The organism is Sphingomonas sp. (assembly GCF_965200105.1).
Lineage (GTDB): Bacteria > Pseudomonadota > Alphaproteobacteria > Sphingomonadales > Sphingomonadaceae > Solisphingomonas.
In genome coordinates, this window is sequence record NZ_CBDATN010000003.1 from 701,273 (window position 1) to 723,014 (window position 21,742).

The 21,742-nt window shown below is 70.8% G+C and carries 20 protein-coding genes; 3 read left to right on the plus strand and 17 right to left on the minus strand.

What is annotated here, in order from left to right:
- Positions 1 to 2 precede the first annotated feature (2 nt).
- From ACOFKX_RS16335 to ACOFKX_RS16385, 11 genes are all read right to left on the minus strand, one after another.
- Positions 3 to 1,211 (minus strand): FtsW/RodA/SpoVE family cell cycle protein, encoded by a 1,209-nt coding sequence (locus ACOFKX_RS16335; protein WP_419828108.1) that lies wholly within the window; start codon positions 1,209 to 1,211, stop codon positions 3 to 5.
- 11 nt (positions 1,212 to 1,222) lie between these two features.
- Positions 1,223 to 2,701, minus strand: coding sequence for a UDP-N-acetylmuramoyl-L-alanine--D-glutamate ligase (murD, locus tag ACOFKX_RS16340; RefSeq protein ID WP_419828109.1), 1,479 nt, complete (start codon positions 2,699 to 2,701; stop codon positions 1,223 to 1,225).
- The gene (mraY, locus tag ACOFKX_RS16345; protein WP_419828110.1) at positions 2,698 to 3,768 is read right to left on the minus strand and encodes a phospho-N-acetylmuramoyl-pentapeptide-transferase; all 1,071 of its coding nucleotides are present in this window, start codon (positions 3,766 to 3,768) and stop codon (positions 2,698 to 2,700) included. Before mraY ends, murD begins: the two co-directional genes overlap by 4 nt.
- Positions 3,756 to 5,141, minus strand: a complete 1,386-nt coding sequence (locus ACOFKX_RS16350) for a UDP-N-acetylmuramoyl-tripeptide--D-alanyl-D-alanine ligase (protein WP_419828111.1) — start codon at positions 5,139 to 5,141, stop codon at positions 3,756 to 3,758. The genes mraY and ACOFKX_RS16350 overlap by 13 nt, the downstream gene beginning before the upstream one ends.
- Entirely contained in the window at positions 5,138 to 6,589 is a 1,452-nt protein-coding gene (locus tag ACOFKX_RS16355; protein WP_419828112.1) for a UDP-N-acetylmuramoyl-L-alanyl-D-glutamate--2,6-diaminopimelate ligase, read from the minus strand. Before ACOFKX_RS16355 ends, ACOFKX_RS16350 begins: the two co-directional genes overlap by 4 nt.
- 1 nt (position 6,590) lies before the next feature.
- Positions 6,591 to 8,378: a peptidoglycan D,D-transpeptidase FtsI family protein gene (locus tag ACOFKX_RS16360; RefSeq protein WP_419828113.1), complete on the minus strand. Its 1,788-nt coding sequence runs from the start codon at positions 8,376 to 8,378 to the stop codon at positions 6,591 to 6,593.
- Positions 8,375 to 8,908, minus strand: coding sequence for a hypothetical protein (locus ACOFKX_RS16365; RefSeq protein ID WP_419828114.1), 534 nt, complete (start codon positions 8,906 to 8,908; stop codon positions 8,375 to 8,377). Before ACOFKX_RS16365 ends, ACOFKX_RS16360 begins: the two co-directional genes overlap by 4 nt.
- Positions 8,905 to 9,888, minus strand: a complete 984-nt coding sequence (gene rsmH / locus ACOFKX_RS16370; RefSeq protein ID WP_419828115.1) for a 16S rRNA (cytosine(1402)-N(4))-methyltransferase RsmH — start codon at positions 9,886 to 9,888, stop codon at positions 8,905 to 8,907. Before rsmH ends, ACOFKX_RS16365 begins: the two co-directional genes overlap by 4 nt.
- Positions 9,885 to 10,373, minus strand: a complete 489-nt coding sequence (locus ACOFKX_RS16375) for a division/cell wall cluster transcriptional repressor MraZ (protein ID WP_419828116.1) — start codon at positions 10,371 to 10,373, stop codon at positions 9,885 to 9,887. Before ACOFKX_RS16375 ends, rsmH begins: the two co-directional genes overlap by 4 nt.
- 307 nt (positions 10,374 to 10,680) lie before the next feature.
- Positions 10,681 to 11,013, minus strand: a complete 333-nt coding sequence (locus ACOFKX_RS16380; protein ID WP_419828117.1) for a hypothetical protein — start codon at positions 11,011 to 11,013, stop codon at positions 10,681 to 10,683.
- Positions 11,014 to 11,017: 4 nt separating this feature from the next.
- Positions 11,018 to 12,004, minus strand: coding sequence for a cysteine synthase A (locus ACOFKX_RS16385; protein WP_419828118.1), 987 nt, complete (start codon positions 12,002 to 12,004; stop codon positions 11,018 to 11,020).
- Positions 12,005 to 12,135: 131 nt separating this feature from the next.
- Between ACOFKX_RS16385 and ACOFKX_RS16390 the strand changes: the two genes are divergently transcribed.
- The 3 genes from ACOFKX_RS16390 (at position 12,136) to ACOFKX_RS16400 (ending at position 16,088) form a co-directional block, all read left to right on the plus strand.
- Complete coding sequence (locus tag ACOFKX_RS16390) at positions 12,136 to 12,540, plus strand: hypothetical protein (protein WP_419828119.1); 405 nt, start codon at positions 12,136 to 12,138, stop codon at positions 12,538 to 12,540.
- A gap of 85 nt (positions 12,541 to 12,625) precedes the next feature.
- The gene (gene purL / locus ACOFKX_RS16395) at positions 12,626 to 14,851 is read left to right on the plus strand and encodes a phosphoribosylformylglycinamidine synthase subunit PurL (RefSeq protein WP_419828120.1); all 2,226 of its coding nucleotides are present in this window, start codon (positions 12,626 to 12,628) and stop codon (positions 14,849 to 14,851) included.
- Positions 14,844 to 16,088 carry a DUF418 domain-containing protein gene (locus ACOFKX_RS16400; RefSeq protein WP_419828121.1) on the plus strand — a complete coding sequence of 415 codons (1,245 nt, stop codon included), beginning with the start codon at positions 14,844 to 14,846 and terminating at the stop codon, positions 16,086 to 16,088. Before purL ends, ACOFKX_RS16400 begins: the two co-directional genes overlap by 8 nt.
- A 300-nt stretch (positions 16,089 to 16,388) precedes the next feature.
- Here the strand turns inward: ACOFKX_RS16400 and ACOFKX_RS16405 are convergent, their stop codons facing one another.
- The 6 genes from ACOFKX_RS16405 to panB all read right to left on the minus strand — a co-directional run bounded on the left by ACOFKX_RS16405 (position 16,389) and on the right by panB (position 21,656).
- Positions 16,389 to 16,835: an Hpt domain-containing protein gene (locus ACOFKX_RS16405; protein WP_419828122.1), complete on the minus strand. Its 447-nt coding sequence runs from the start codon at positions 16,833 to 16,835 to the stop codon at positions 16,389 to 16,391.
- 101 nt (positions 16,836 to 16,936) lie between these two features.
- The gene (locus ACOFKX_RS16410; protein WP_419828123.1) at positions 16,937 to 17,155 is read right to left on the minus strand and encodes a sulfurtransferase TusA family protein; all 219 of its coding nucleotides are present in this window, start codon (positions 17,153 to 17,155) and stop codon (positions 16,937 to 16,939) included.
- Entirely contained in the window at positions 17,152 to 18,522 is a 1,371-nt protein-coding gene (der, locus tag ACOFKX_RS16415; RefSeq protein ID WP_419828124.1) for a ribosome biogenesis GTPase Der, read from the minus strand. Before der ends, ACOFKX_RS16410 begins: the two co-directional genes overlap by 4 nt.
- Positions 18,523 to 18,561: 39 nt before the next feature.
- A complete protein-coding gene (locus ACOFKX_RS16420; protein WP_419828295.1) occupies positions 18,562 to 19,953 on the minus strand; it encodes a PQQ-binding-like beta-propeller repeat protein in 1,392 nt (463 codons plus the stop codon).
- A gap of 46 nt (positions 19,954 to 19,999) precedes the next feature.
- The gene (locus ACOFKX_RS16425) at positions 20,000 to 20,698 is read right to left on the minus strand and encodes a tetratricopeptide repeat protein (RefSeq protein WP_419828125.1); all 699 of its coding nucleotides are present in this window, start codon (positions 20,696 to 20,698) and stop codon (positions 20,000 to 20,002) included.
- Between the two features lie 79 nt (positions 20,699 to 20,777).
- Positions 20,778 to 21,656, minus strand: coding sequence for a 3-methyl-2-oxobutanoate hydroxymethyltransferase (panB, locus tag ACOFKX_RS16430; protein ID WP_419828126.1), 879 nt, complete (start codon positions 21,654 to 21,656; stop codon positions 20,778 to 20,780).
- Between the last annotated feature and the right edge of the window lie 86 nt (positions 21,657 to 21,742).

Genomic DNA, 21,742 nt, shown 5'->3' on the forward strand with positions numbered 1-21,742 from the left:
CTTCACCGGCTCTTGTTCCAGGTCACGACATAGGGCGAGCGCGTCAGATACGGGTTCCGCCGCGTGAACGCCAGCAGCAGCCCGAAGCCCATGCACAGCGCGATCATCGACGATCCGCCGTAGCTGATGAACGGCAGCGTCATGCCCTTGGAGGGTGCCAACTGCACGTTGACCGCCATGTTGATGAGCGCCTGGGCGCCGAATTGCGTGGCGAGGCCGGCGGCGGCCAGCGTGAGGAACTGATCCTCCTCGTCGAGCAGCTTCACGAACACGCGCACCACGATCGCCATGTAGATGAGCGCGATGCCGATGCAGGCGATCAGCCCGAACTCCTCGCCGATCACCGAGAAGATATAGTCGGTGTGCGGTTCGGGCAGGTGGAACTTGGCGGTGCCCGCGCCGGGCCCGGTGCCGAACAGCCCGCCGTGGAGCAGCGTCCGCCTCGCGCTGTCCACCTGATAGGTGTCGCCCGACTGGTAGATGAAGTTGTTGATGCGCAGCGTCGCCACCGGGTAGAACAGGTAGGCCAGCACGCCGACGCCGACGCCCGCCGCAGCGAGCGTGAACAGCCCCTTCATCGGCGCCCCGGTGAGCGCCAGCAGCGCCGTCCACATCAGCAGGAACATCACGGTCTGCCCGAAATCCGGCTGCTTCATCAGCACGGCGGCGATAATTGCTGTGGCGACGCCCGAGATCAGCACGACGGGTAGCGAGCGATCATGCTGCTTTAACGAGAACAGCCATGCCATCGACACGACGTATAGAGGCTTCAGGAACTCCGACGGCTGCACCTGCGCGGCCCCTGCCCCGATCCAGCGTCGCGCGCCGTTGACTTGGTGACCGAGAATCGGCGTCATCGCCAGCGCCACGAAGCAGGCGGCGGCGCCGACCAAGCAGAGCCTGCGCGCCATGTCCTTCGGGCACATCGAAACGAGAAACATGACCGGCACGCCGGCCAGCAGCCACACGAGCTGGCGATAGAAGTAATAGAGCGGCGTGAACTGCACCGCGCCGTCCGAGTAGCGGACGCCCGCCGCCGGGCTGGCGGCGGCGACCGCGATCAGCCCGCAGCCGATCAGCACCGTCACCAGCGCGACCAGCACCAGATCGATTTCCCAGAACCATTTGCCGAGCGCGCTCGTATCCGCGCGGCCGAGGCGCGGGCGCTTGCCGCCGCGCAGGCGGCCCTTGATCGCGGTGCTGCGGGTCACGTCGTCGAGCTTCACGGCTTCCCCCCGAGGTCGCTGACAAGTTGCTTGAAGGCGTCGCCCCGCGCCTCGTAGTCGCTGAACTGATCGAACGAGGCGCAGGCAGGCGAGAACAGCACCGTTTCGCCGGGCTTCGCGGCGGCGTGCGCAGCGGCGACAGCGGCGTCGAGCGTTTGCGAGCGGGTGGCGGGAATGCTCACCCGCTCCACCAGATCCGCGTAGAGGTCGGTCGCCTCGCCGATCGTGTAGGCGTGGGCGACGTGGCCGTAGTGGGGCGCGCAGGCGTCGAGCTCGTCGGTCTTGCGCCGCCCGCCGAGGATCCAGTGGACGCGTGGATAAGCGGCGAGCGCGGGAGCGGCGGAGGTGGGATTGGTCGCCTTGCTGTCGTTGACGAAGAGCACCCCGCCGACGGTGCCGGCGCGCTCCATGCGGTGCGGCAGGCCGGGATAGCCGGCGAGGCCCCGCTCGATCTCCGAGTCGTCCAGCCCCAGTGCGCGCAGGATCGCGCGAGCGACCGCGACGTTCTGCGCGTTGTGCGGCCCCTGCAGCGACGGCCAGCGCGACTGATCGGCGACGTGCGCCGCCGAGACCGTCACCACCGTCGGGCCGGAGGCGGGTAACGGCATCGGCAGGTCGACGCCGAGGAAACCGCCCATCGCCAGCGCGGGCTGCGGCGGCGCGGCGAGCTGTTCGGCCAAGGCCCGCGTGCGCTCGTCGTCGATCGCGATCACGGCGACGTCGCCCGGCCCCTGCATCGCGAACAGGCGTGCCTTGGAGGCGGCGTAGGCGTCGAAGCCATTGTAGCGATCGAGATGATCCGGCGTGACGTTGGTCAGCACCGCCACATCGCAGTCGAGGCTTCGCGTCAGATCGATCTGGAAGCTCGACAGCTCCAGCACGTACACGCCGCCTCGCGGCAGCGGCTCCTGCGCGAGGATGGGCAGGCCGATGTTGCCGCCCATCATCGTCGGCACGCCTGCCGCTTGCAGGATGTGGTCAACGAGCGCGGTGACGGTGGACTTGCCGTTGGTGCCGGTGATGCCGACCACCGTGTGCGCCGGCAGACCGGCGCGTGCCTGCGCGAACAGCTCGATGTCGCCGATCACGGGCACCCCCGCCTCCGCCGCCCGCGCCGCGATCGGGTGGCGGTTGAGCGGCACGCCCGGCGAGACGACGATGGCGTCGAAGCCGGCAAGGTCGATCGCCAGCGGATCGGCAAGCACCAAATCCTCTCCTGCAAGGGGCGGGGGACCAGCCGCAGGCTGGTGGAGGGGTGCCGCCGACGGAGGCAGCGGCTGCGCCGCCCCCTCCACCATGCTGCGCGCGGTCCCCCTTCCCGTACCGGGGAGGAACTGATCCCGTCTCGCCTCGTCGCTGTCCCACGCCGTCACGCTCGCGCCGGCGGCGAGCAGCGCGCGCACCGTCGCCGCGCCCGAGCGTGCGAGGCCGAGCACGGCGTAGCGCTTGCCCGCCCAGGCGCGCCCGACGATCACCTGAGCTTCAGCGTGGCGAGGCCGGCGAGCGCCAGCACGAAGGAGACGATCCAGAAGCGGATGACAACGGTAGGCTCGGACCAGCCGATCTGCTCGAAATGATGGTGGATCGGCGCCATCTTGAACACGCGCCGCCCGGTGCGCTTGTAGAAGAACACCTGGATCACGACGCTCAGCGCCTCGACCACGAACAGCCCGCCGACAATGGCGAGCACGATCTCGTGATGCGCCACCACCGAGATCGCGCCCAGCGCGCCGCCCAGCGCGAGGCTGCCGGTATCGCCCATGAAAACCGCCGCCGGCGGCGCGTTGAACCACAGGAAGGCGAGACCGGCGCCGATGATCGCCGCGCAGATCACGGTCAGCTCGCCCGCCCCGTCGACGTGCGGGATGCCGAGATAATGCGCGAACTTCACGTTGCCGACGAGGTAGGCGATCACGAAGAAGGCGAGGCACGCGATGATGACGGGCATGGTGGCCAGCCCGTCGAGCCCGTCCGTCAGGTTCACCGAATTGCCGAACGCCACGATCACGAACGCCGCGAACGGCACGTAGGCCGGCCCCAGATCCACCGCCGGCCCGTTATAGAAGGGCAAGTAGAGCTGGGTGCCGTTGAAGTGCACGATCAGCGCGGCGGCTATCCCGGCGATCAGGAACTCGAAGAACAGCCGCAGCTTACCCGACACGCCCTTGTGATGGCGCTTCTTCACCTTGTCGTAATCGTCCATGAAGCCGATGAGCCCGAAGCCCAGCGTCACGAACAGCACCGCCCAGGTGTAGCGATTGGCGATATCCATCCACAGCAGCATCGAGACGACGAGGCTCGTCAGGATCATCAGCCCGCCCATCGTCGGCGTGCCGCGCTTGGCGAGGTGGCTCTGCGGGCCGTCGCTGCGGATCGGCTGGCCCTTGCCCTGCCGCACGCGCAGCCAGCCGATGAAGCGCGGGCCGATGAACAACCCGATGAACAGCGCCGTGATCGCCGCCGCGCCTGCGCGAAAGGTGATGTAGCGCACGAGGTTGAGGACGTGTGGAAAGCCGAGCGCCTCGGCGATCAGATAAAGCATGACGCGTCCTCACGCGCGAACGCCTTGAGGACGCGCGCGAGCCCGATGGCGTTGGATCCCTTGACCAGCACCGCGTCGCCGGGACGGATGATCGCCCGCAGCGCTTCGCGGGCAGCCGTCGCGTCGGCGACATGCTGCACCGGCGTGGTGGGCGCAAGCGATTCCGCGAGCGCCGCCATGCCCTCGCCGACGAGTACGGCATAAGCGACGCCAGCCTGTGCGAGCGGCGCGGCGAGCGCCCGGTGGAAGCCTGCCGAGCCCTCGCCCAGCTCGCGCATCTCGCCAAGCAGCGCGATGCGGCGGCCGGGTTCGTGGCCGAGCTCCGCGATGGTCGCGGCCATGGAGCCGGGATTCGCATTGTAGCTCTCGTCGATCAGCGTCGCGGTCCCGCCGTCCACGGCCACGCGCACGCGCGCGCCGCGCCCCGGCAGCCCCGTCATCTCGGCGAGCGCGAGGCCGGCGGCGGCGAGGTCCGCGCCCGCCGCCTCCACCGTCGCCAGCACGGCGAGCGCGTTCGCCACCCAGTGGGCGCCGGGCATCCCGATCGAGAAGGTGAGCTGGCCGCCGGGAAGTGCTGCGTTGACCAGCGTGCCGCCTTCCGTGCGCACCGCGTCGAGCGCGCGCACGTCGGCGCCGGCCTGCGTGCCGAAGGTGAGGACGTGCGCGGCGTGGGGCCGGGCGGCGGCGATCAGCCGGTCGCGGTGCGGACTGTCGAACGGCACGATCGCCGTGCCGCCCGGCTCCAGCCCCCGGAAGATCTCGCCCTTGGCGTCGGCGATCGCCTCCTCGCCCGCGAAGAAGGCAGAGTGCGCGGGGGCGATCGCCGTCACCAGCGCCACGTTAGGCCGCACCAGCCGGGTCAGCGACGCGAGCTCGCCGGCATGGTTCATGCCCATCTCGAACACGCCGACCTCGGCGTCGCGCGACATCCGCGCGAGGCTCAAGGGCACGCCGACATGGTTGTTGTAGCTCTTCACCGATCGATGCGCGGTGCCCGGTGCGGCGCGATCGAAGGCGGCGTGGAGGGCCTCCTTGGTGCCCGTCTTGCCGACCGAGCCGGTGACGCCGACGATCGTCGCCGCCGAGCGCGCCCGCGCGGCGGCACCAAGGGCGTTCAACGCCTTCTCGGTGTCCGCCACGAGGACGTGCGGGCCGGCGACGGGCGCGGAGACGATCACCCCCGCCGCGCCTTGCGCGAACGCACCCTCGACGAAGCGGTGGCCGTCGCTGCGCTCACCCTTCAGTGCCACGAACAGGTCGCCCGGGCCGACCTCGCGGCTGTCGAAGGCCACGCCCTCCACGGCAAAGGGCGCGGACGCGGTGCCGCCGGTGGCGGCGGCGATCTCCTGCGCGGTCCAGAGCGGTACGCTCACGCCGCCACCTCGCGCGCGACCGCCACGTCGTCGAAGGGCAGCACGCGGTCTCCTACGATCTGCCCGGTCTCGTGGCCCTTGCCCGCCACCAGCACGACATCGCCCTGGCCCGCTTCGGCCACGGCGGCGGCGATCGCGGCGTACCTGTCGCCCACTTCTCGCGCGTGCGGCGCGGCGGCGAGGATCGCGGCCCGGATCGCGGCCGGCTCCTCCGAGCGCGGATTGTCGTCGGTGACGATGCACAGGTCGGCGAGGCTCGCCGCCACCGCGCCCATGTCGGGGCGCTTTCCGGAGTCGCGGTCGCCGCCCGCGCCGAACACGGCGATCAGCCGCGCGGCGGTGTGCGGGCGCAGCGCCTCGCACGCGGCGCGCAGGCCATCAGGGGTGTGCGCGTAGTCGACGTAGACGGGCGCGCCCGCCGCCGTGATGACCGCGCGCTCCAGCCGCCCGCGCACCGGCTGCACCCGCGCCAGCCGGCCGAGCACGTCCGCCACGCCGCCGCCGGTCGCGATCGCGAGGCCGGCGGCGACGAGTGCGTTGGCGGCCTGGTACGCACCGATCAGCGGCATCTTTACGATGTGCGTCACGCCCTCCGCCTCGACAGTGAGTGTCTGGCCGAGCTGCGTCGGCTCACGGCTTACGAGCCGCAGCGTCTCGCCCCGCTCGCCCACGCTCAGCAGCCGCAGGCCGCGCTCCGCCGCGATCTCGATCACGCGCGACGAGGCGTCGTCGTCAGCCCACACCACCGCCGCGCCGTCCGCCGCGACCACCTCGGAGAACAGCCGCAGCTTGGCCTCCAGATAGGCCTCCATCGTGCCGTGGTAATCGAGATGGTCGCGCGACAGGTTGGTGAAGGCGGCGGCGGCCACCGGCAGCCCCTCGGTGCGGAACTGGGCGAGGCCATGGCTCGATGCCTCGAACGCGGCATGGCCGACACCCTCGCGCGCCAGGCCCGCCATGTTGGACAGGAAGGTGACGATGTCGGGGGTGGTGAGCCCGGTGGGCACCGCCTGCGCATCGCCCTCCCCGTCCGTCGTGGTGACGCCCAGCGTGCCGATCGACGCGGCCTTCAGCCCCGCCATCCGCCACAACTGGCGGGTGAGCTCCACGCAGCTCGTCTTGCCGTTGGTGCCGGTGACGGCCACCACGGCCTCCGGGAACGGCGCGAAGAAACGCGCGGCGAGCTGCGCGAAGGCGCGGCGCGGCTCGGCATCGACGATGTGGACGGCGGGCGCGAGCACTGTCGCCTCGGGCCGTGCCACCACCGCAATGGCGCCGGCGGCAACGGCCTGCGCGATAAAGCCCTCGCCATCGTGCGCGAGGCCGCGGAACGCGCCGAACACGGTGCCCGGCGCCACCTTGCGATGATCTATCGCGCAGCCCGTCACGCGCGCATCGCCGACGTCGCCCGCGACGTTGTAGCCGGCGGCGAGCGCGTCCAGGCGCATGTCAGTCGCGGTCGTGCTTGGCGGCGGCGGCACCGGCGGCGACGCTGGCCTTCTTCACCTTCGGCGCCGGCTTCCAGATCAGCGGCAGCAGGTCGCTCTCGTCGACGTCGTGATGCTCGTCGGGGATGACGCCAAGCAGCGGGCCGATGCGCGACACGAGCCGCCCGATCGCGGGGCCCACCACCCACGCCGCCGTCGTCCAGCCATAGGTGTCCGCCGTCGCGTGCGGCCCGTCGAGCGTCATCATCACCAGGTAGCGAGGATCGTCCATCGGGAAGACGCCCGCGAACGTCGAGACGTTGAGCTTCTTGTTGTAGCCGCCGGCCTGCGCCTTCTCCGCCGTGCCCGTCTTGCCGCCCAGCCGGAAGCCGGGAACGTCGGCCTTCTTGCCGGTGCCGTCCGCCACCGGATTGACCACGAGGCGCAGCAGCTGGCGCACCCGCGCGCTCGTCGCCTCCGAGATCACGCGGCGGCCGGCGGGCACAGGGTTGCCGGGGCCGCGCTTGAGCAGCGTGGCGGGCCGGTAGATGCCGCCGTTGACGAGCGCCGCGTACGCGATGGCGAGGTTGAGCGGCGTGACCGCCAGGCCGTGGCCGAAGCCCACGGTCATGACGGTCGTCCGACCCCAGTAGGTCGGCCACAGGGGCCGCGCCCGCGCGGAAAGCTCCACCTCGGGCGGGTTGGCGAAGCCGAGCTTGCGGAACATCGCCATCTCGCGCTGCTGGCCCAGCTCGTCGGCGATGCGCGCCGTCACGATGTTAGACGACCGCACCATCATCTCGGGGATGTTGAGCCAGCGGCCGGCGGGCTCGTCGTCGTGAATGCGGTAGCGGCCGATCACCAGCGGGGCGGTGGCGTCGTACTTCTGCGCCATCGAGGTGACGACGCCCGACTGGATGGCGTTGGCGATGGTGATCGCCTTGAAGGTGGAGCCGAGCTCGTAGACCGACTGAATGGTGTTGTTCTTGAGGTTCTCGATCGGCGTCGCGCCGGGATCGTTGGGGTTGAAAGTGGGCAGCGACGTCATGGCGAGAACCTCGCCGGTACGCACATCCATCACGATGCCGCCGGCGGCGGCGGCGGTGAACTTGTCGCGCGCGGCGCCCAGTTCGCTCTCCAGCGCCGCCTGCACGCGGCCGTCTATGGCGAGCGGCACCGGCGTGCCGCGCAGGCCGGGATCGACCAGGCGGCGGTCGAGCAGCTTCTCCATACCGAACGCGCCGCGCCCCTCGCTGTCGGTCCAGCCGAGCACGTGGGCGGCGAGATCGGTCTGCGGGTAGAGGCGCTCCGGCTCTTGCGCGAGCTGGATGGCAGGCTCGCCGATCGCGTTCACCCTGGCGACGAGATCGGGCGTGGCGCGGCGGCGCAGATAGATGAACGTCTTCTTCGAACGCAGCATCGCGTAATAGTCGGCGGCGCTATGCTCGGGCAGCACCTGCGCCAGCTTCTGCGCCACCTCGCGCGCGTCGTTGACGCGCTTGGCGGGCATCAGCGCCACCGACCAAGCGTTGATCGTGGTGGCGAGCGGCACGCCGTTGCGATCGACGATGTCGGCGCGCGCCGGCACGCCTTCGGCGGCGCGGAACCCGGCCTGATCGCCGCCCGCCACCGTCAGCCACACCAGCCTGATCGCGATCACCGCCGCCAGCCCCAGTAACAGCAGCATCACCAGCATCAGCCGGAAATGCGACAGCGCCAGCGTCTGCTGGCGCTGGCCCGCCAAGCGCACGCGCTCGGTCGGCCGGGCGCGTTCGGGGGGGCGGGACGGCCGCGCCGCGAACGCGGTCACGGCCGGACGGTCTTCACATCCAGGTAGGCGGCGCCGAGCACGGGCAGCTTCGCGGCGACGAGCGCCACCGGTCGCATCACCGGCGCACGTGCGCCCTCGTCGAGATCAAGCGAGACGCTGTGCAGCAGGCGGCTGGCCGGCTTGTCCTCAATGCGGCGATAGGCGACCTGCGCCACGGCGGCCGGGGCTTGGAGCGCCTGGACGGCCGGCGTCGCAGGAGCGGCGGGCTCGGCGGCGGGAACGGCGAGGCTGGCGAGCTGCATCTCGCCGGCGAGATACTGGGCCGCCTTGGGCGCGGTCAACGCCAGCACGTCCGTGTTCCACCGCTCGAGCTGCACGAGCCGGCTGCGCGTGCCGAGTTCGGTGGAGAGCTGGCGAATATCGGCGCGGGCGGAGGCGAGCTGCGTGTCAAGCCGCGCCACCTGCGCGCGCTCCGCCGCCACCCTGAGGCTGACGAGATAGCAGGCCAGCGCGGCGAAGGCGATGCCCGCCACCCAGACGACGGAACGGAAGCGGGTGGCGATACTCATCTGCGGGATCCTCGGGGCGCGGCGGCGGGGCGGTGGGTGGAAACGGAGGCCCATGGGGGGGCGGCGGTGCGACGGCCGCCGCGTAGCGTCGCGGAGCGCGCGCGCGGATTTCGGCTGATCTCGATGTCGCCGGCGCGGATCGCGCGCGATACGTCGGAGAAGCTGGGCGGGGAGGCATCGCCGGCGGCGGGGCGGTGGCGCGAGCCGGCGGGCGCGGGCTTGCCCCGCGCCGTCAGGAAGCGCTTCACGATACGATCTTCCAGGCTGTGGAAGCTCACCACCGCCAGCCGCCCGCCGGGCGCGAGCAGCGCCTCGGCGGCGTCGAGCCCGTCCGCCAGCTCGTCGAGTTCGCGATTGAGGTGGATACGGATAGCCTGGAACACGCGCACCGCCGGGTCCTTGAGGCCGGGATGGTGGCCCAGCGCGCGGCGCACCACCTCGGCCAGTTCCGCCGTGCGGGCGAGCGGCCGCGCCGCCACGATCGCGCGCGCCACCCGCCGCGCGCGCGGCTCCTCGCCGTAGCGGTGGAGAACGTCGGCGATCTCCGGCTCGTCGGCCTCGTTCACGAAATCGGCGGCGCTGTCGCCCGACTGCTCCATCCGCATGTCGAGCGGGCCGTCCGCCTGGAAGGAGAAGCCGCGCTCCGCCTGGTCGAGCTGCATCGACGAGACGCCGACGTCGAGCGTCACGCCGTCAACCACCGTCACCTGCCGCGCGGCGAGCTCCGCCGCCATCGTCGAGTAGCGCGCCGCGACCAGAACCAGCCGCCCTTCCGCCTCGGCCTCCAGCGCGCGGCCGGCGGCGATGGCATCCGGATCGCGATCGAAGGCGAAGACGCGGCCGGCCCCCGCCGCGAGGATCGCGCGCGTGTATCCGCCCGCGCCGAAAGTGCCGTCGACGTGCGTCTCGCCGGGCGTCACGGCCAGCGCCGCCATCACCTCGTCGAGCAGGACCGGGACGTGGGGCGCGGGCGCGCTCACGCCGCGATCCCGCGCTCGTTGAGCAGGAAGGCGAGCGGCTTGCGGTTGCGCGAGGTCTCCGGCAGCTTCCGCATCGCGGTTAGCGGATTCCAGATCTGGAAGGTGGAACCCGCGCCGACAAAGAAGGCGAGATCCTCTATCCCGCCCAGCGCGCGCAGCATCGGCGAGAGCTGCATCCGCCCGGCGGTATCGAACTTCACCGACTCAAGGCTGCCGAAGGCATCGGCGCGTCGGGCCTCCAGCTCGTCCATGTCCTCGATGCTGGTGCGGAGCCGCGAATCGAGTTCGGCCGAAGCCACCGGATCGAGCGCGGTCAGGCAATCGCCGCCGCCATGCTCGCCGATCATCAGCGTGTTGTCGGGATCGAGGCTGTTCGCCAGTGCGCGCTTGCCGATCAGCGCACGAAAGCTCGCCGGTACCGACACGCGGCCCTTCGCATCCACGGCGTTCAGCGCATGGCCTTGGAAGAGATGGCCGAGTTCCACCGATACCCCGTTCGACGACGCCGAGGCTTCCGTCGTCTTTCCCGATCAATCCCGAGCCCCACGCGTGGGAACGATCCGGACAGCCATGGGCATAACATGGGTAATCCGTGGGTTTCAATACCACAGCATGGGTAAAAGTGGGCGTGCGGCTTGTATCGGGCTTACTAAATTGACGAGCGAGAATGGCGGAAATCTGCCGTTGTCGACGACGTGCCCGGTTCGGAAGAACCTGTGGATAACCGTGTTGATCCGGCAACATCACGCCCCGTCCCATGGAATTTCATGGGTGCGGCATGGTCGGCGCCGCTCAGCGCGTGGGCGGCGGCGGCGTGGTGACGTGCGGCGGCGGAGTCGGGGCCACGCGTCGCACCGGCCGCGCGGTCGGCACGGGCTTGGGCGCGACGCCCGGCGCCACGCCGAGTTCGGCAAGCGGCTCGCGTGGCGCCTCGCCGGCGAGCGCGGCGGCGGCACGGCCGCGGATGCGGCCGTCCTGCCCGAGCAGCGACAGGATCGCGGCGGCGAGCAGCGTCAGCAGGAAGACGGCGGCAAGCCCGGTGACGCCCACCCGCACCCGCTGCATCGCCATATCGCGCTCCTGCCGCGCCTCCTCGGGCCGGTCGGCGGGCGGCGGCGCGGGCATCGGCTCAGCGCTTCAACCAAGGCGGCACAGGCAACCCCTTGGCGGCCAGCCACGCTGGATCGGACAGCGTCGAGAGGTAGCGCATTCCCGAGTCGCACAAGATCGTGACGATCGTGCTTCCCCGCCCCAGTGCGCCCGCGAGTGCGACCGCGCCCGCCACGTTGATCCCCGACGATAGGCCGACGCAAAGCCCGTCCTCGGCGAGCAGGCGGTGCACCCAACCGATGCCGTCCTGGTCGGAGACGCGGAACTGCGTGTCGACCGGCGCGCCTTCCAGATTGGCCGTGATCCGGCTCTGCCCGATCCCTTCCGCCACCGAACTGCCGTCGGCGGCGAGCTCCCCCACCGCATAATAGCTGTAGAGGCTCGCGCCGTGCGGATCGGTGAGCGCGATCGTCACCTGCCCGTCACGCTCCTTCAGACCCAGCCCCACGCCGGCGAGGGTGCCACCGGTGCCGCACGCGCAGGTGAAGCCGTCGATGCGCCCCCCCGTCTGCTCCCAGATCTCGGGCGCCGTGGTGCGGATGTGCGCCATGCGGTTGGCGGTGTTGTCGAACTGATTGGACCAGAAGCCGCCCGCCGTCTCCTCCGCGATGCGGCGCGAGGTGTGGACGTAGTGAGCGGGGTTCGAATAGCTCGTCGGCGCCACCTCGATCAGCCCGGCGCCCAGGCCGCGCAGCGTGTCCTTCTTCTCGCGGCTCTGCGTTTCGGGGATGACGATGATCGTGCGATAGCCCTTGGCCTGGCCGACCAGCGCGAGCCCGATGCCGGTGTTGCCCGCCGTGCCCTCGACGATGACCCCGCCGGGGCGCAGCAGCCCGCGCTCCTCCCCGTCCTCGACGATGAACTTCGCCGCGCGATCCTTCACAGATCCGCCGGGGTTCATGAACTCGCACTTGGCGAGGATCTCGCAGCCGGTCGCCGCGCTCGCGCTGCGCAGCCGGACGAGCGGCGTGTTGCCGATGAGCGAGAGGGCGTCGGCGGTGATCATGGACGAGGACATAGGTCGCGCGGGCGCAGCGGGCAACGATGCGCCGTGTCGTTGCTGCGCTGCGGCGGATCGTTCGGCGGTGCAGCGGCGCGCTTGACGGTTAACATTCGCTCGGGAAAGGGGCGAATCCTATGCCGATCCTCCCCCCGACACTCCGCTCCGCCCCGGCGCTCGCCGGCCTCCTCCTCGCGCTCGCCGCATGCAACACCAAGCCCACCACCATCACCGCCGACGAGGTGCCGGACGATCAGAAGGCGGCGCTGGCCAACGCCAAGCCCGTCGAACTGCCGCCCGCCATCCTCGCCACCAAGACCTATCGCTGCGCCGACAGCAGCGTGATCTACGTCGACTGGTTCTCGGGCGACAAGAGCGCCAACATCCGCACCGCCAAGGGCGGCGAGCCCACCGCCGTGAAGTCCGACGAGGCCGGCAAAACGATGACCGCCGATGGCGGCTTCGCGCTCGACGGCTCGTCCACCGCGTCGACGATCAAGGCGACGGTGCCCGGCAAGAAGGCACAGAGCTGCAACGCCTGATCCGTTCGCTCTTGCAACAGACACGAGGCCGGCGGCGTCCCCGCCGGCCTTTTGATTCGCTACCCGAGCGGCTAACGCGCGGGCCATGTCGACCGCCATCACCCCCGAGATCGTCGCGCAGCACGGGCTGAGCGACGAGGAATATGCCCGCGTGCTCACCGCACTCGGCCGCGAGCCCAACATGGTGGAGCTCGGCATCTTCTCGGTGATGTGGTCCGAGCATTGCTCGTACAAGTCGTCGCGCATCCACCTCAAGAAGCTGCCCACCACCGGCCCGCAGGTAATCTGCGGCCCCGGCGAGAATGCCGGCGTGGTCGACATCGGCGACGGACAGGCGGCGATCTTCAAGATGGAGAGCCACAACCACCCGAGCTACATTGAGCCCTATCAGGGCGCGGCCACCGGCGTCGGCGGCATCCTGCGCGACGTGTTCACCATGGGCGCGCGGCCGATCGCCAACATGAACGCGCTGCGCTTCGGCTCGCCCGACGATCCCAGAATGCGCCACCTGATCGCAGGCGTCGTCCACGGCATCGGCGGCTACGGCAACTGCGTGGGCGTGCCCACCGTGGGCGGCGAGGTGAACTTCCACCCGGCGTATGACGGCAACATCCTCGTCAACGCGATGACGGTGGGGATCGCGGACCAGGACAAGATCTTCTACTCGGCCGCGTCGGGCGTCGGCAATCCGATCGTCTATGTCGGCTCCAAGACCGGGCGCGACGGCATCCACGGCGCCACCATGGCATCCGCCGAGTTCGACGAGCACAGCGACGAGAAGCGGCCCACCGTGCAGGTCGGCGATCCGTTCACCGAGAAGCTGCTGATCGAGGCCTGCCTGGAGCTGATGGCGTCCGACGCGATCGTCGCCATTCAGGACATGGGGGCCGCCGGCCTCACCTCCTCCTCGGTCGAGATGGCCAGCAAGGGCGGCGTCGGCATCCGCCTCGACATGGACGCCGTGCCCCAGCGCGAGGCGGGCATGACCGCCTACGAGATGATGCTGTCCGAGAGCCAGGAGCGGATGCTCATGGTGCTGAAGCCCGGCCGAGAGGCTTTTGCGGAAGCCATTTTCCGCAAGTGGGAGCTCGATTTCGCGATCATCGGCGAGGTGACGGACACCGGCCGCATGGTGCTCGTGCACGGCGGCGAGACGGTGTGCGACATTCCCCTGGCGCCGCTCGCCGACGATGCGCCGCTCTACGATCGCCCGGCGGCTTCCGAGGCGGAATACAAGGCCTGGGCGGCGGTGAAGCCGCTTGGCGACGTACCCGAGAGCAGCGACATCGGCGCCGATCTCCTCAAGCTGATGGCCTCTCCCGACATCGCGTCGCGCCGCTGGATCTGGGAGCAGTACGACCACATGGTCGGCGGCGACACGGTGCAGCGCCCCGGCGGCGACGCGGCGGTGGTGCGCGTCCACGGCACACGCAAGGGCCTCGCCATCTCCACCGACTGCACGCCCCGCTACTGCTACGCCGACCCCTACGAAGGCGGCAAGCAGGCCATCGCGGAATGCTACCGCAACCTCTCGGCGGTGGGCGCCACGCCGCTGGCGGTCACCAACTGCCTCAACTTCGCGAGCCCGCAGCGGCCCGAGATCATGGCGCAGATCACCGGCTGCCTGCGCGGCATGGGCGACGCCTGCCGCGCGCTCGACTTCCCGATCGTGTCCGGCAACGTCAGCCTCTACAATGAGAGCCGCGCGACCGGCAGCGGCACCGCGATCTTGCCGACGCCGGCGATCGGCGGCATCGGGCTGCTGGCGGACTGGTCGAAGTCGGCGACGATCGCGTTCAAGGGCGAGGGCCACGCCCTGTGGCTGATCGGCGGCGAACCAGGGCATCTCGGCCAGTCCTTGTGGTTACGCGAGCTTCACGGCCGTGAGGACGGGCCGCCGCCGCCCGTCGATCTCGCGGCCGAGCGCGCGGTCGGCGAGTTCGTCCGCGCGCTCGTCGACGGCAACGTCGCAAGCGCGGTTCACGACATCTCCGATGGCGGCCTCGCCGTGACGCTGGCCGAAATGGCGCTCGCCGGAGGCATCGGGTCCGACGTCTCGCTCGACGATCCCCGGCCCGCGTTCCTGTTCGGCGAGGATCAGGGACGCTTCGTCGTCGCCACCAGCGCGAACACCGACCTCGACGAGCAAGCCGAAGCGGCCGGTATCGCCTGCCTGCGGCTGGGCGCGACGATCGGCGATCGCCTCAACTTCAATGCCGCAACGTGGGTGAACATCCCCCTCGCCGAGCTCCGCCGCGCGCACGAAGGCTTCTTCCCCGCGATGATGGGGGCGGACGCGGCGCTTGCCTGAGGCGCTGGCCGGCGTCCGCGCCGGCCGCATCGCCACCATCGACCGGCTTCGCGGGATCGCCGTTATGGGCATCCTGCTGATGAACGTCGTCAGCTTCGCGATGCCGTCCGGCGCCTACTTCAACCCCACCGCCATCGGCACGCCCTCCGCCGCCGATCTGGCGATCTGGGCGGCGGCGTTCGTGCTGGTCGACGGCAAGATGCGCGCGCTGTTCTCGATCCTGTTCGGCGCCTCCACGCTGATCGTCGTCACGCGCGCCGCCCGGGCCGGAGAGGATCCGGCGCGCGTTCACCTCTCGCGGATGGGGGTGCTGGCGGCGTTCGGGACGCTCCACTGGCTGCTGCTGTGGCCGGGCGACATCCTGCTCCACTACGCGATCATCGGCACGATCGCGTTGCCCTTCACCACGCTCACGCCGCGCCAGCAGGTTAAGATCGCGCTAATGCTGCTGCTCGGGCAGGCGGCGGCGCAGGGCTGGCTGCTCGCCACCGACCTGAGCCTCCACGCGCGAGCAGCAACGGGTGCGCCGGACGCCATTGCGAGTTGGCGGGATTTCATGACCGCCGTCGGCGTCGGCGCGCCGGCGGATCTCGCACGCGAGGTGGCGCTGCATCGCGGGAGCTATGCGCCGCTGCTTGCCGCCCACCTCCACGACCTTGCCGCCGGCACGCCCTTCCTGCTCGTCTTCAACGGGCCGGAGACGCTCGCCTACCTGCTGCTCGGCATGGCGGCGCTGGCGTCGGGGTTCCTTTCCGGCGGCTGGACAAGGCGGCGCTACGCCCGCGCGGCGACGATCGCGCTCGGCATCGGCCTGCCCGCCTCGACGCTGCTCGCCGTCCTAGCTGGGCGCGCACAGTTCGAGACGATCGCCACCTTCGCCGCCGCTACTCTCGGCGGTGTGCCGCTGCGCCCGCTGATCGCCTTTGGCTACGCCGCCGCGCTGATCCCGTGGCTCACGGGCGACGGCACGTTCCGCCGCAGGCTCGGTGCTGCGGGGCGCTGCGCCTTCTCCAACTATCTTGGTACCAGCCTCGTCATGGCGGCGATCTGCGATGGTTGGGGCCTGGGGCTCTACGGCCGTCTCTCCCGTGCCGAGGCGTATCTGCTCGTGCCGCCCGGCTGCGCGGCGATGCTGCTGTTGAGCCCTGCCTGGCTGCGGCATCACCACCACGGCCCGCTCGAATGGCTGTGGCGGTCGCTCGCCCGATGGCATCGTGGACCCTTCACACAATCCTGAGAAAACAATAGCGCCAGGATGCGATCCGACGATCTTGCAGCCTGTGGCCGTGTGCGTGTGCGTGTGCAAGGCCGTTGTGGATCAACGAGCGGGCAAGACGGCGCGCGCTTAAACCTTCATCAGCCCCGAACCTGCTCAAGCGCATCCTCATGAACGGGAAGGAGCATGTTGATCACCAGAAAGCAGTTCGAACTCATCGAGCTGTTCAGGAATGCAAGACGACGCTCAGCTCCAATCCGGGCCCGGAGCAAGGGAGGACGGACGCCGCCGCCTACCGAGGCTTACCCGTGCGACCAGGCGTCAGCGCTGGGCAGTGCCGAACGTCGGCGCGGCGCGGCGCCCGAAGCCGCCGGGCGCGACTCGGCTCGCGGCGGGCGCCGGCGCCTGCGTTTCCTGATCGAACAGCCGCAGCGTCGCCTCGAACAGCGGCCGCAGCTCGGCAATACGCTCGATGAGGTCGTCGGGCTTCTGCCGCGCCTCGACGCAGCGGCGCGCCTCCATCTCGATCTCCTCGGCGAGGCAGGACAGCGGCAGCGCGCCGAACTGGCGCGACTCGCCCTTCAGCGTATGCGCCGGCAGCACCAGGCCCGCGGCGCTGCGATCGCGCATCGCCTGCTCGATCGCGGTCACGGATTTGACCCCGTCCTCGCGGAAGTAGCCGAGGATGCGGACGAACGCGCCGCCAAGCTCGGTTCGCGCGCGGGCGAACACGCCCCAATCGACCAACTGGCCTAATCCGATCGTCACTGGTCGAACCCCCGGTCCACGACTTCGCACGCTTATGTACCCCATTTCGTAAACGGCGGGTTACCGGCGGCGTTTAGAGGGACGGCATCAGGACCCGAGATTTAGCCAACCGGATGCAGGCGCAGCCCGCGTCCGATCGCCGTCTCGACGGCCTCGGCGGTCCAGCCCCGCGCAGCGGCGACCGCGCCGATCTCGCGCGCCGCCAGCGGATCGTCGGCCACCGCCAGCACGGGCTCGCGTCCGTCGCGCAGCGCGCGGCCGACGCGCAACGCCGGCCACGGGCAGCGCAGCCCCCGCAGGTCTAGCAGCCGTTCGCTCATTCGTTCTTCCCGAATGGGTTGCGCGACGCGCGCAGCGTCAGGCGCAGCGGCACGCCCGCGAAGCCCAGCTCGCGGCGGATGCCGTTGACGAGATATCGCTGGTAGCTGGCGGGGAGCTGGTCCACCCGCGTGCCGAACAGCACGAAGCCCGGGGGCCGCGTCTTGGCCTGGGTGATGAAGCGCAGCTTGATGCGCTTGCCTCCCGGCGCGGGCGGCGGGTTCTTCTCGACCGCCGTCTCGAACCAACGGTTAAGCTGGCCGGTGGTGACGCGCTTCGACCACGCCTCGCGCGTCTCGAACGCGGCGGCGAGAAGCTGGTCGAGCCCCTTGCCGGTCGCCGCCGACACGGCGAGCAGCGGCACGTCCTTCACCTGCGAGAGGCCGTCCCCCAGCGCCGCCTTGACGCCGTTGAAAAGCGCCGATTGCCCCTCCGCCACGTCCCATTTGTTGAGCGCGATGACGAGCGCGCGCCCCTCCTCCAGCACGCGGTCGGCGATGCGCAGGTCCTGCGCCTCCAGCCCGCGCGTGGCGTCGAGCAGCAGCACGACCACCTCGGCGAAATCGACCGCGTGGAAGGTATCGGCGGCGCTGAGCTTCTCCAGCTTATCCTCCACCTTGGCCTTCTTGCGCAGGCCGGCGGTGTCGATCAGGCGCACCTTGCGCGTGCCGCCTTGGGGATCGGGCCACTCCCAATCGATCGAGATCGAATCGCGCGTGATGCCGGCTTCCGGGCCGGTGATCATCCGCTCCTCGCCGAGCATCCGGTTGACCAGCGTGGACTTGCCGGCATTGGGCCGTCCGACGATGGCGAGCTTGAGCGGCGCGTCGGGCCGGTCACCGTCGTCCGGCTCCTCCTCCACGTCAACGCGGTCGATATGGGGCAGCAGCGCGTCGAACAGGTCGGCCATACCCTCGCCATGCTCGGCCGACAGCGGCACCGGCTCGCCGAACCCCAGTGCGAAACCCTCGTAGACGCCGGCGTCGGCGGCGCGGCCCTCCGCCTTGTTGACGATCAGCACGATCGGCGTGTCGCTGCCGCGCAGCCACTGCGCCACCGTCTCGTCGAGCGAGGTGACGCCGGCGCGCCCGTCGATCATGAACAAGGCGACATCGGCCTGCGCCACCGCCGCCTCGGTCTGCGCGCGCATCCGGCCGGGCAGCGTCTGCGCGTCCTCGTCCTCGAAGCCGGCGGTGTCGAACAGGCGGAAGGGAAGCCCCAGCAGCACCCCCTCCCCCTCGCGCCTGTCACGCGTGACGCCGGGTCGATCGTCGACGAGCGCCAGCCGCTTGCCGACCAGCCGGTTGAACAGCGTCGACTTGCCGACATTGGGCCGGCCAATGATCGCGACGATGGGAAGCGCGGGCATAGCGCCCGCTACCCGATCATGCGGGCGCGCGCGAGCGGATCAGCGCCACGCCGCCAGCGTGCCGTCGCTCGCCAGCGTGAACAGCATGTTGCCCGCCACCACCGGCGGCAGCGTCACCGGCTTCTTGGCGACGCGCGTCGTCTGCGCGACCTTGCCCGTCGCGGGATCGACCGAAACCATGTCGCCGACCGAATCGACCAACAGCAGCCGCCCGCCGGCCAGCACCGGGCCCGTCCAGTAGATGCCCTTGGTCTTCTTCTTGTTGCGCCAGCGATCGAGCTGCGTCGCCCAGCGGATCTTCCCGCTGGTACGCTGCACGCAGTAGAGCTGCGCCTGATCGGAGACGAGGAACAGCCAGTCGCCGCCCAGCGCGGGCGTCGCGATGCCGCCGACGTTCAACTCCCAGAGCCGCTGGCCGGTGACGAGATCGAGCGCGATCGCGCGGCCGCCCGCGCCGACCGCATAGACGCGGGTGTCGTCCACCACCGGGCTCGCGTCGATGTCGGAGACGTCGCCCACCGTCGTCGAGACGGACGTACGGGTCAGCGTATCCTGCCAAACCACGCGCCCGTTCTCGTAGCGGTAGGCGGAGAGATCGCCCGAGGAGTAGCCCGCGATCACCGTACCGCGTGCCACCGCCGGCGCGCCCGCGCCGAACACGCCGGCGGTCTGCAACGGGCCGCTCGCCGTCCACAGCGTGGCGCCGTCGGCCTCGTTCAGCGCGTAGAGCTGGTTGTCCTGCGTCATCACGTAGACGGCACCGTTGGCGATCGTAGGGGCGCCCCTGAGCGGCCCCGCGGGCGTCACCCGCCAGCCGATCTTGCCGGTGGCGGCATCCATCTGCGCCGCCTCGCCCAGCCCGTTGGTGACGTAGAGCTTGCCGCCCTCGACGCTGACACCGCCGCCGAACAGCGAGTTCTTGTAGGTCTTGCGATGCTTGGGCAACACCGCGCCGGTCAGCCCCCCGCGCCGAAGCGCCGGGCCTTCCTTGCCGAGGAGCTGCGTCGCCCAGAGCTGCCCGCCGGTCGCCGCGTCGAAGGCGCGCACCGTGGCGCTGGCGTCGATCACGTAGAGCCGGCCGTCCTGCACGACCGGAGCGGCGGCGAGCCGGCGGCCGCCGCCCGCGCCGGGGATGCGCTTCTGCCAGACGCGCTGCGGCGAAAGGGCGAGCGCCACGTTGCCCATCGCCTTCTGCGCGTTGCCGGCGGGCTGCGTCCAGGCGCTGTTGGTCTCCGCCGACGGCACCGCGACGGGCAGGTTCGCGATGCTGGCGTCGGAGGCGGCGTCGGCCTCGACGCCGAGCACCGGAATGCGCTCGCCGAGCACCGCCGTCTTGGGCTTGCCGTCGCCGCCACCCTTGAAGATGCCGCAGCCGGCGAGCGCGAGCGCACCCGATAGCATGACCGCGCGCGCAAACTGTCCCCGACCCATCATCGTCCCCGTCGTCACCGTCCCGCCGCCGCTCAAGATCGCGCCCTCAGGACCGGCCGCTGTCGCCAGCCTGAACGACCTCGACGCCGAGATCGCCGGCGAGCTGTCCCACGCGGTCGCGGATCGACTGCGGCACCGTCGGGTCGTTAGCGATCGCGCCGAGCAGCGCGCCCGCCGCCTTCGTCTGCCCCGATCGTATCTCGGCGAGCGCGGTCATCTCGCCGGCGCTGCCGAACCACGGCTTGCCCGCCACCGCCAGCGGCTTCATCCGCCGAATCACCTCGGCGGGCGCCAGCGTGTCGAAGGAGAGCGCGGTGGCGCGCACCAGCGCCAGGTCGCGGATCGGCTGCGGCGCGCCGCCGTCGTTGGCGACGGCCGTGAACTTCGAGGCGGCGTCGGCCGGCTTGCCGGCCTGCACCGCGACATCGGCGAGCAGCACGCGCGCGATCGGGCCGTAGCCCTTGGCGTCGTCGCTCGCCAGCGCGTCGAGCGGCTTCTGCGCGCCCGGCCGGTCGCCGGCGGCCAGCGCCGCCATCGCGCCCGCCAGCCGCTCGCCATTCTCCCCCGCCGCCGCCTCGCGCCGGTGTTGCCAGATCAGGTAGGCGCCGAGCGCCAGGAGCGCGACGACGACGACGATCGCCGCCGCGCGGCCGTAGCGGCGCACCGCCTGCTCGACGCGATCGCGGCGGACCTCGTCGTCCACCTCGCGGAAGAAGGCGTCGTTGCTGGCAGGCGTGCGTGCCAATCACAGTCTCCGGGCGCGCTCGCGCGGGCACCGCCTTAGCCGCGCCCGATGCGGGCCGCAAATGCTACCGCCCGCGATGCTATCGCTTGGCCGCGTAGGTCTGGTCGGATGTGGGAAAGGCGCGGTTCCGCACCTCTCCGGCATAGGTGGCGGCGGCGACGGTGACGCGCTCCGCCAACTCATCATAGCGCTTCACGAAGCGCGCGGTGCGCTCGAACATCCCCAGCATGTCGTCGATCACCAGCACCTGGCCGTCGCATGCCGCCGAGGCGCCGATGCCGATCACCGGACAGGCGACGGCGTGGGTGACGGCGGCCGCGATCGGCTCGACCACCCCCTCCGCCACCAGCGCGAAGGCGCCGGCGTCCGCCACCGCGCGCGCGTCGCACAGGATCTTGCCCTCCTCCGCCTCGCTGCGCCCCCTCGCCGCGTAGCCGCCGAGCGCGTTCACCGCCTGCGGGGTCAGCCCGATATGCCCGACCACCGGAATGCCGCGCGCCGCGAGAAAGGCGATCGTCGGCGCCATAGCCTCGCCGCCCTCCAACTTCACCGCCGCAGCACCCGTCTCCTTGAGGATGCGCGCGGCCGACGCGAACGCCTGTTCGGGTGAGGCCTCGTAGCTGCCGAACGGCATGTCGATCACAACGACCGATCGATAGGAGCCGCGCACCACGGCGGCTCCGTGCGCGCACATCATATCGAGGCTGACAGGGATGGTGGTCGGCAAGCCGTAGATCACCTGCCCCAGGCTGTCGCCCACCAGCAGCATGTCGCAGTGCGGATCGAGGAGTTGCGCCATCCGCGCCGTGTAGGCGGTGAGCATGACGATCGGCTCGGCCACCGCCTCGCCCGCGCCGGCCTTGCGCGCGCGGATCGTGGGCACGGTCAGCCGGCGGACGGGTGCCGGGGTCGGATTGGCGCGGCTAGTCGCAGTATCGAGCGTGAAGGTGGTGGACATGGCCGCAGTATAGCCGCCAGCGGCTGCTTCGGAAATCGGGCGGTGCCCTTCGTGCCGCCTGCGCGGTCGGGGTCGCGAGCGGTGCC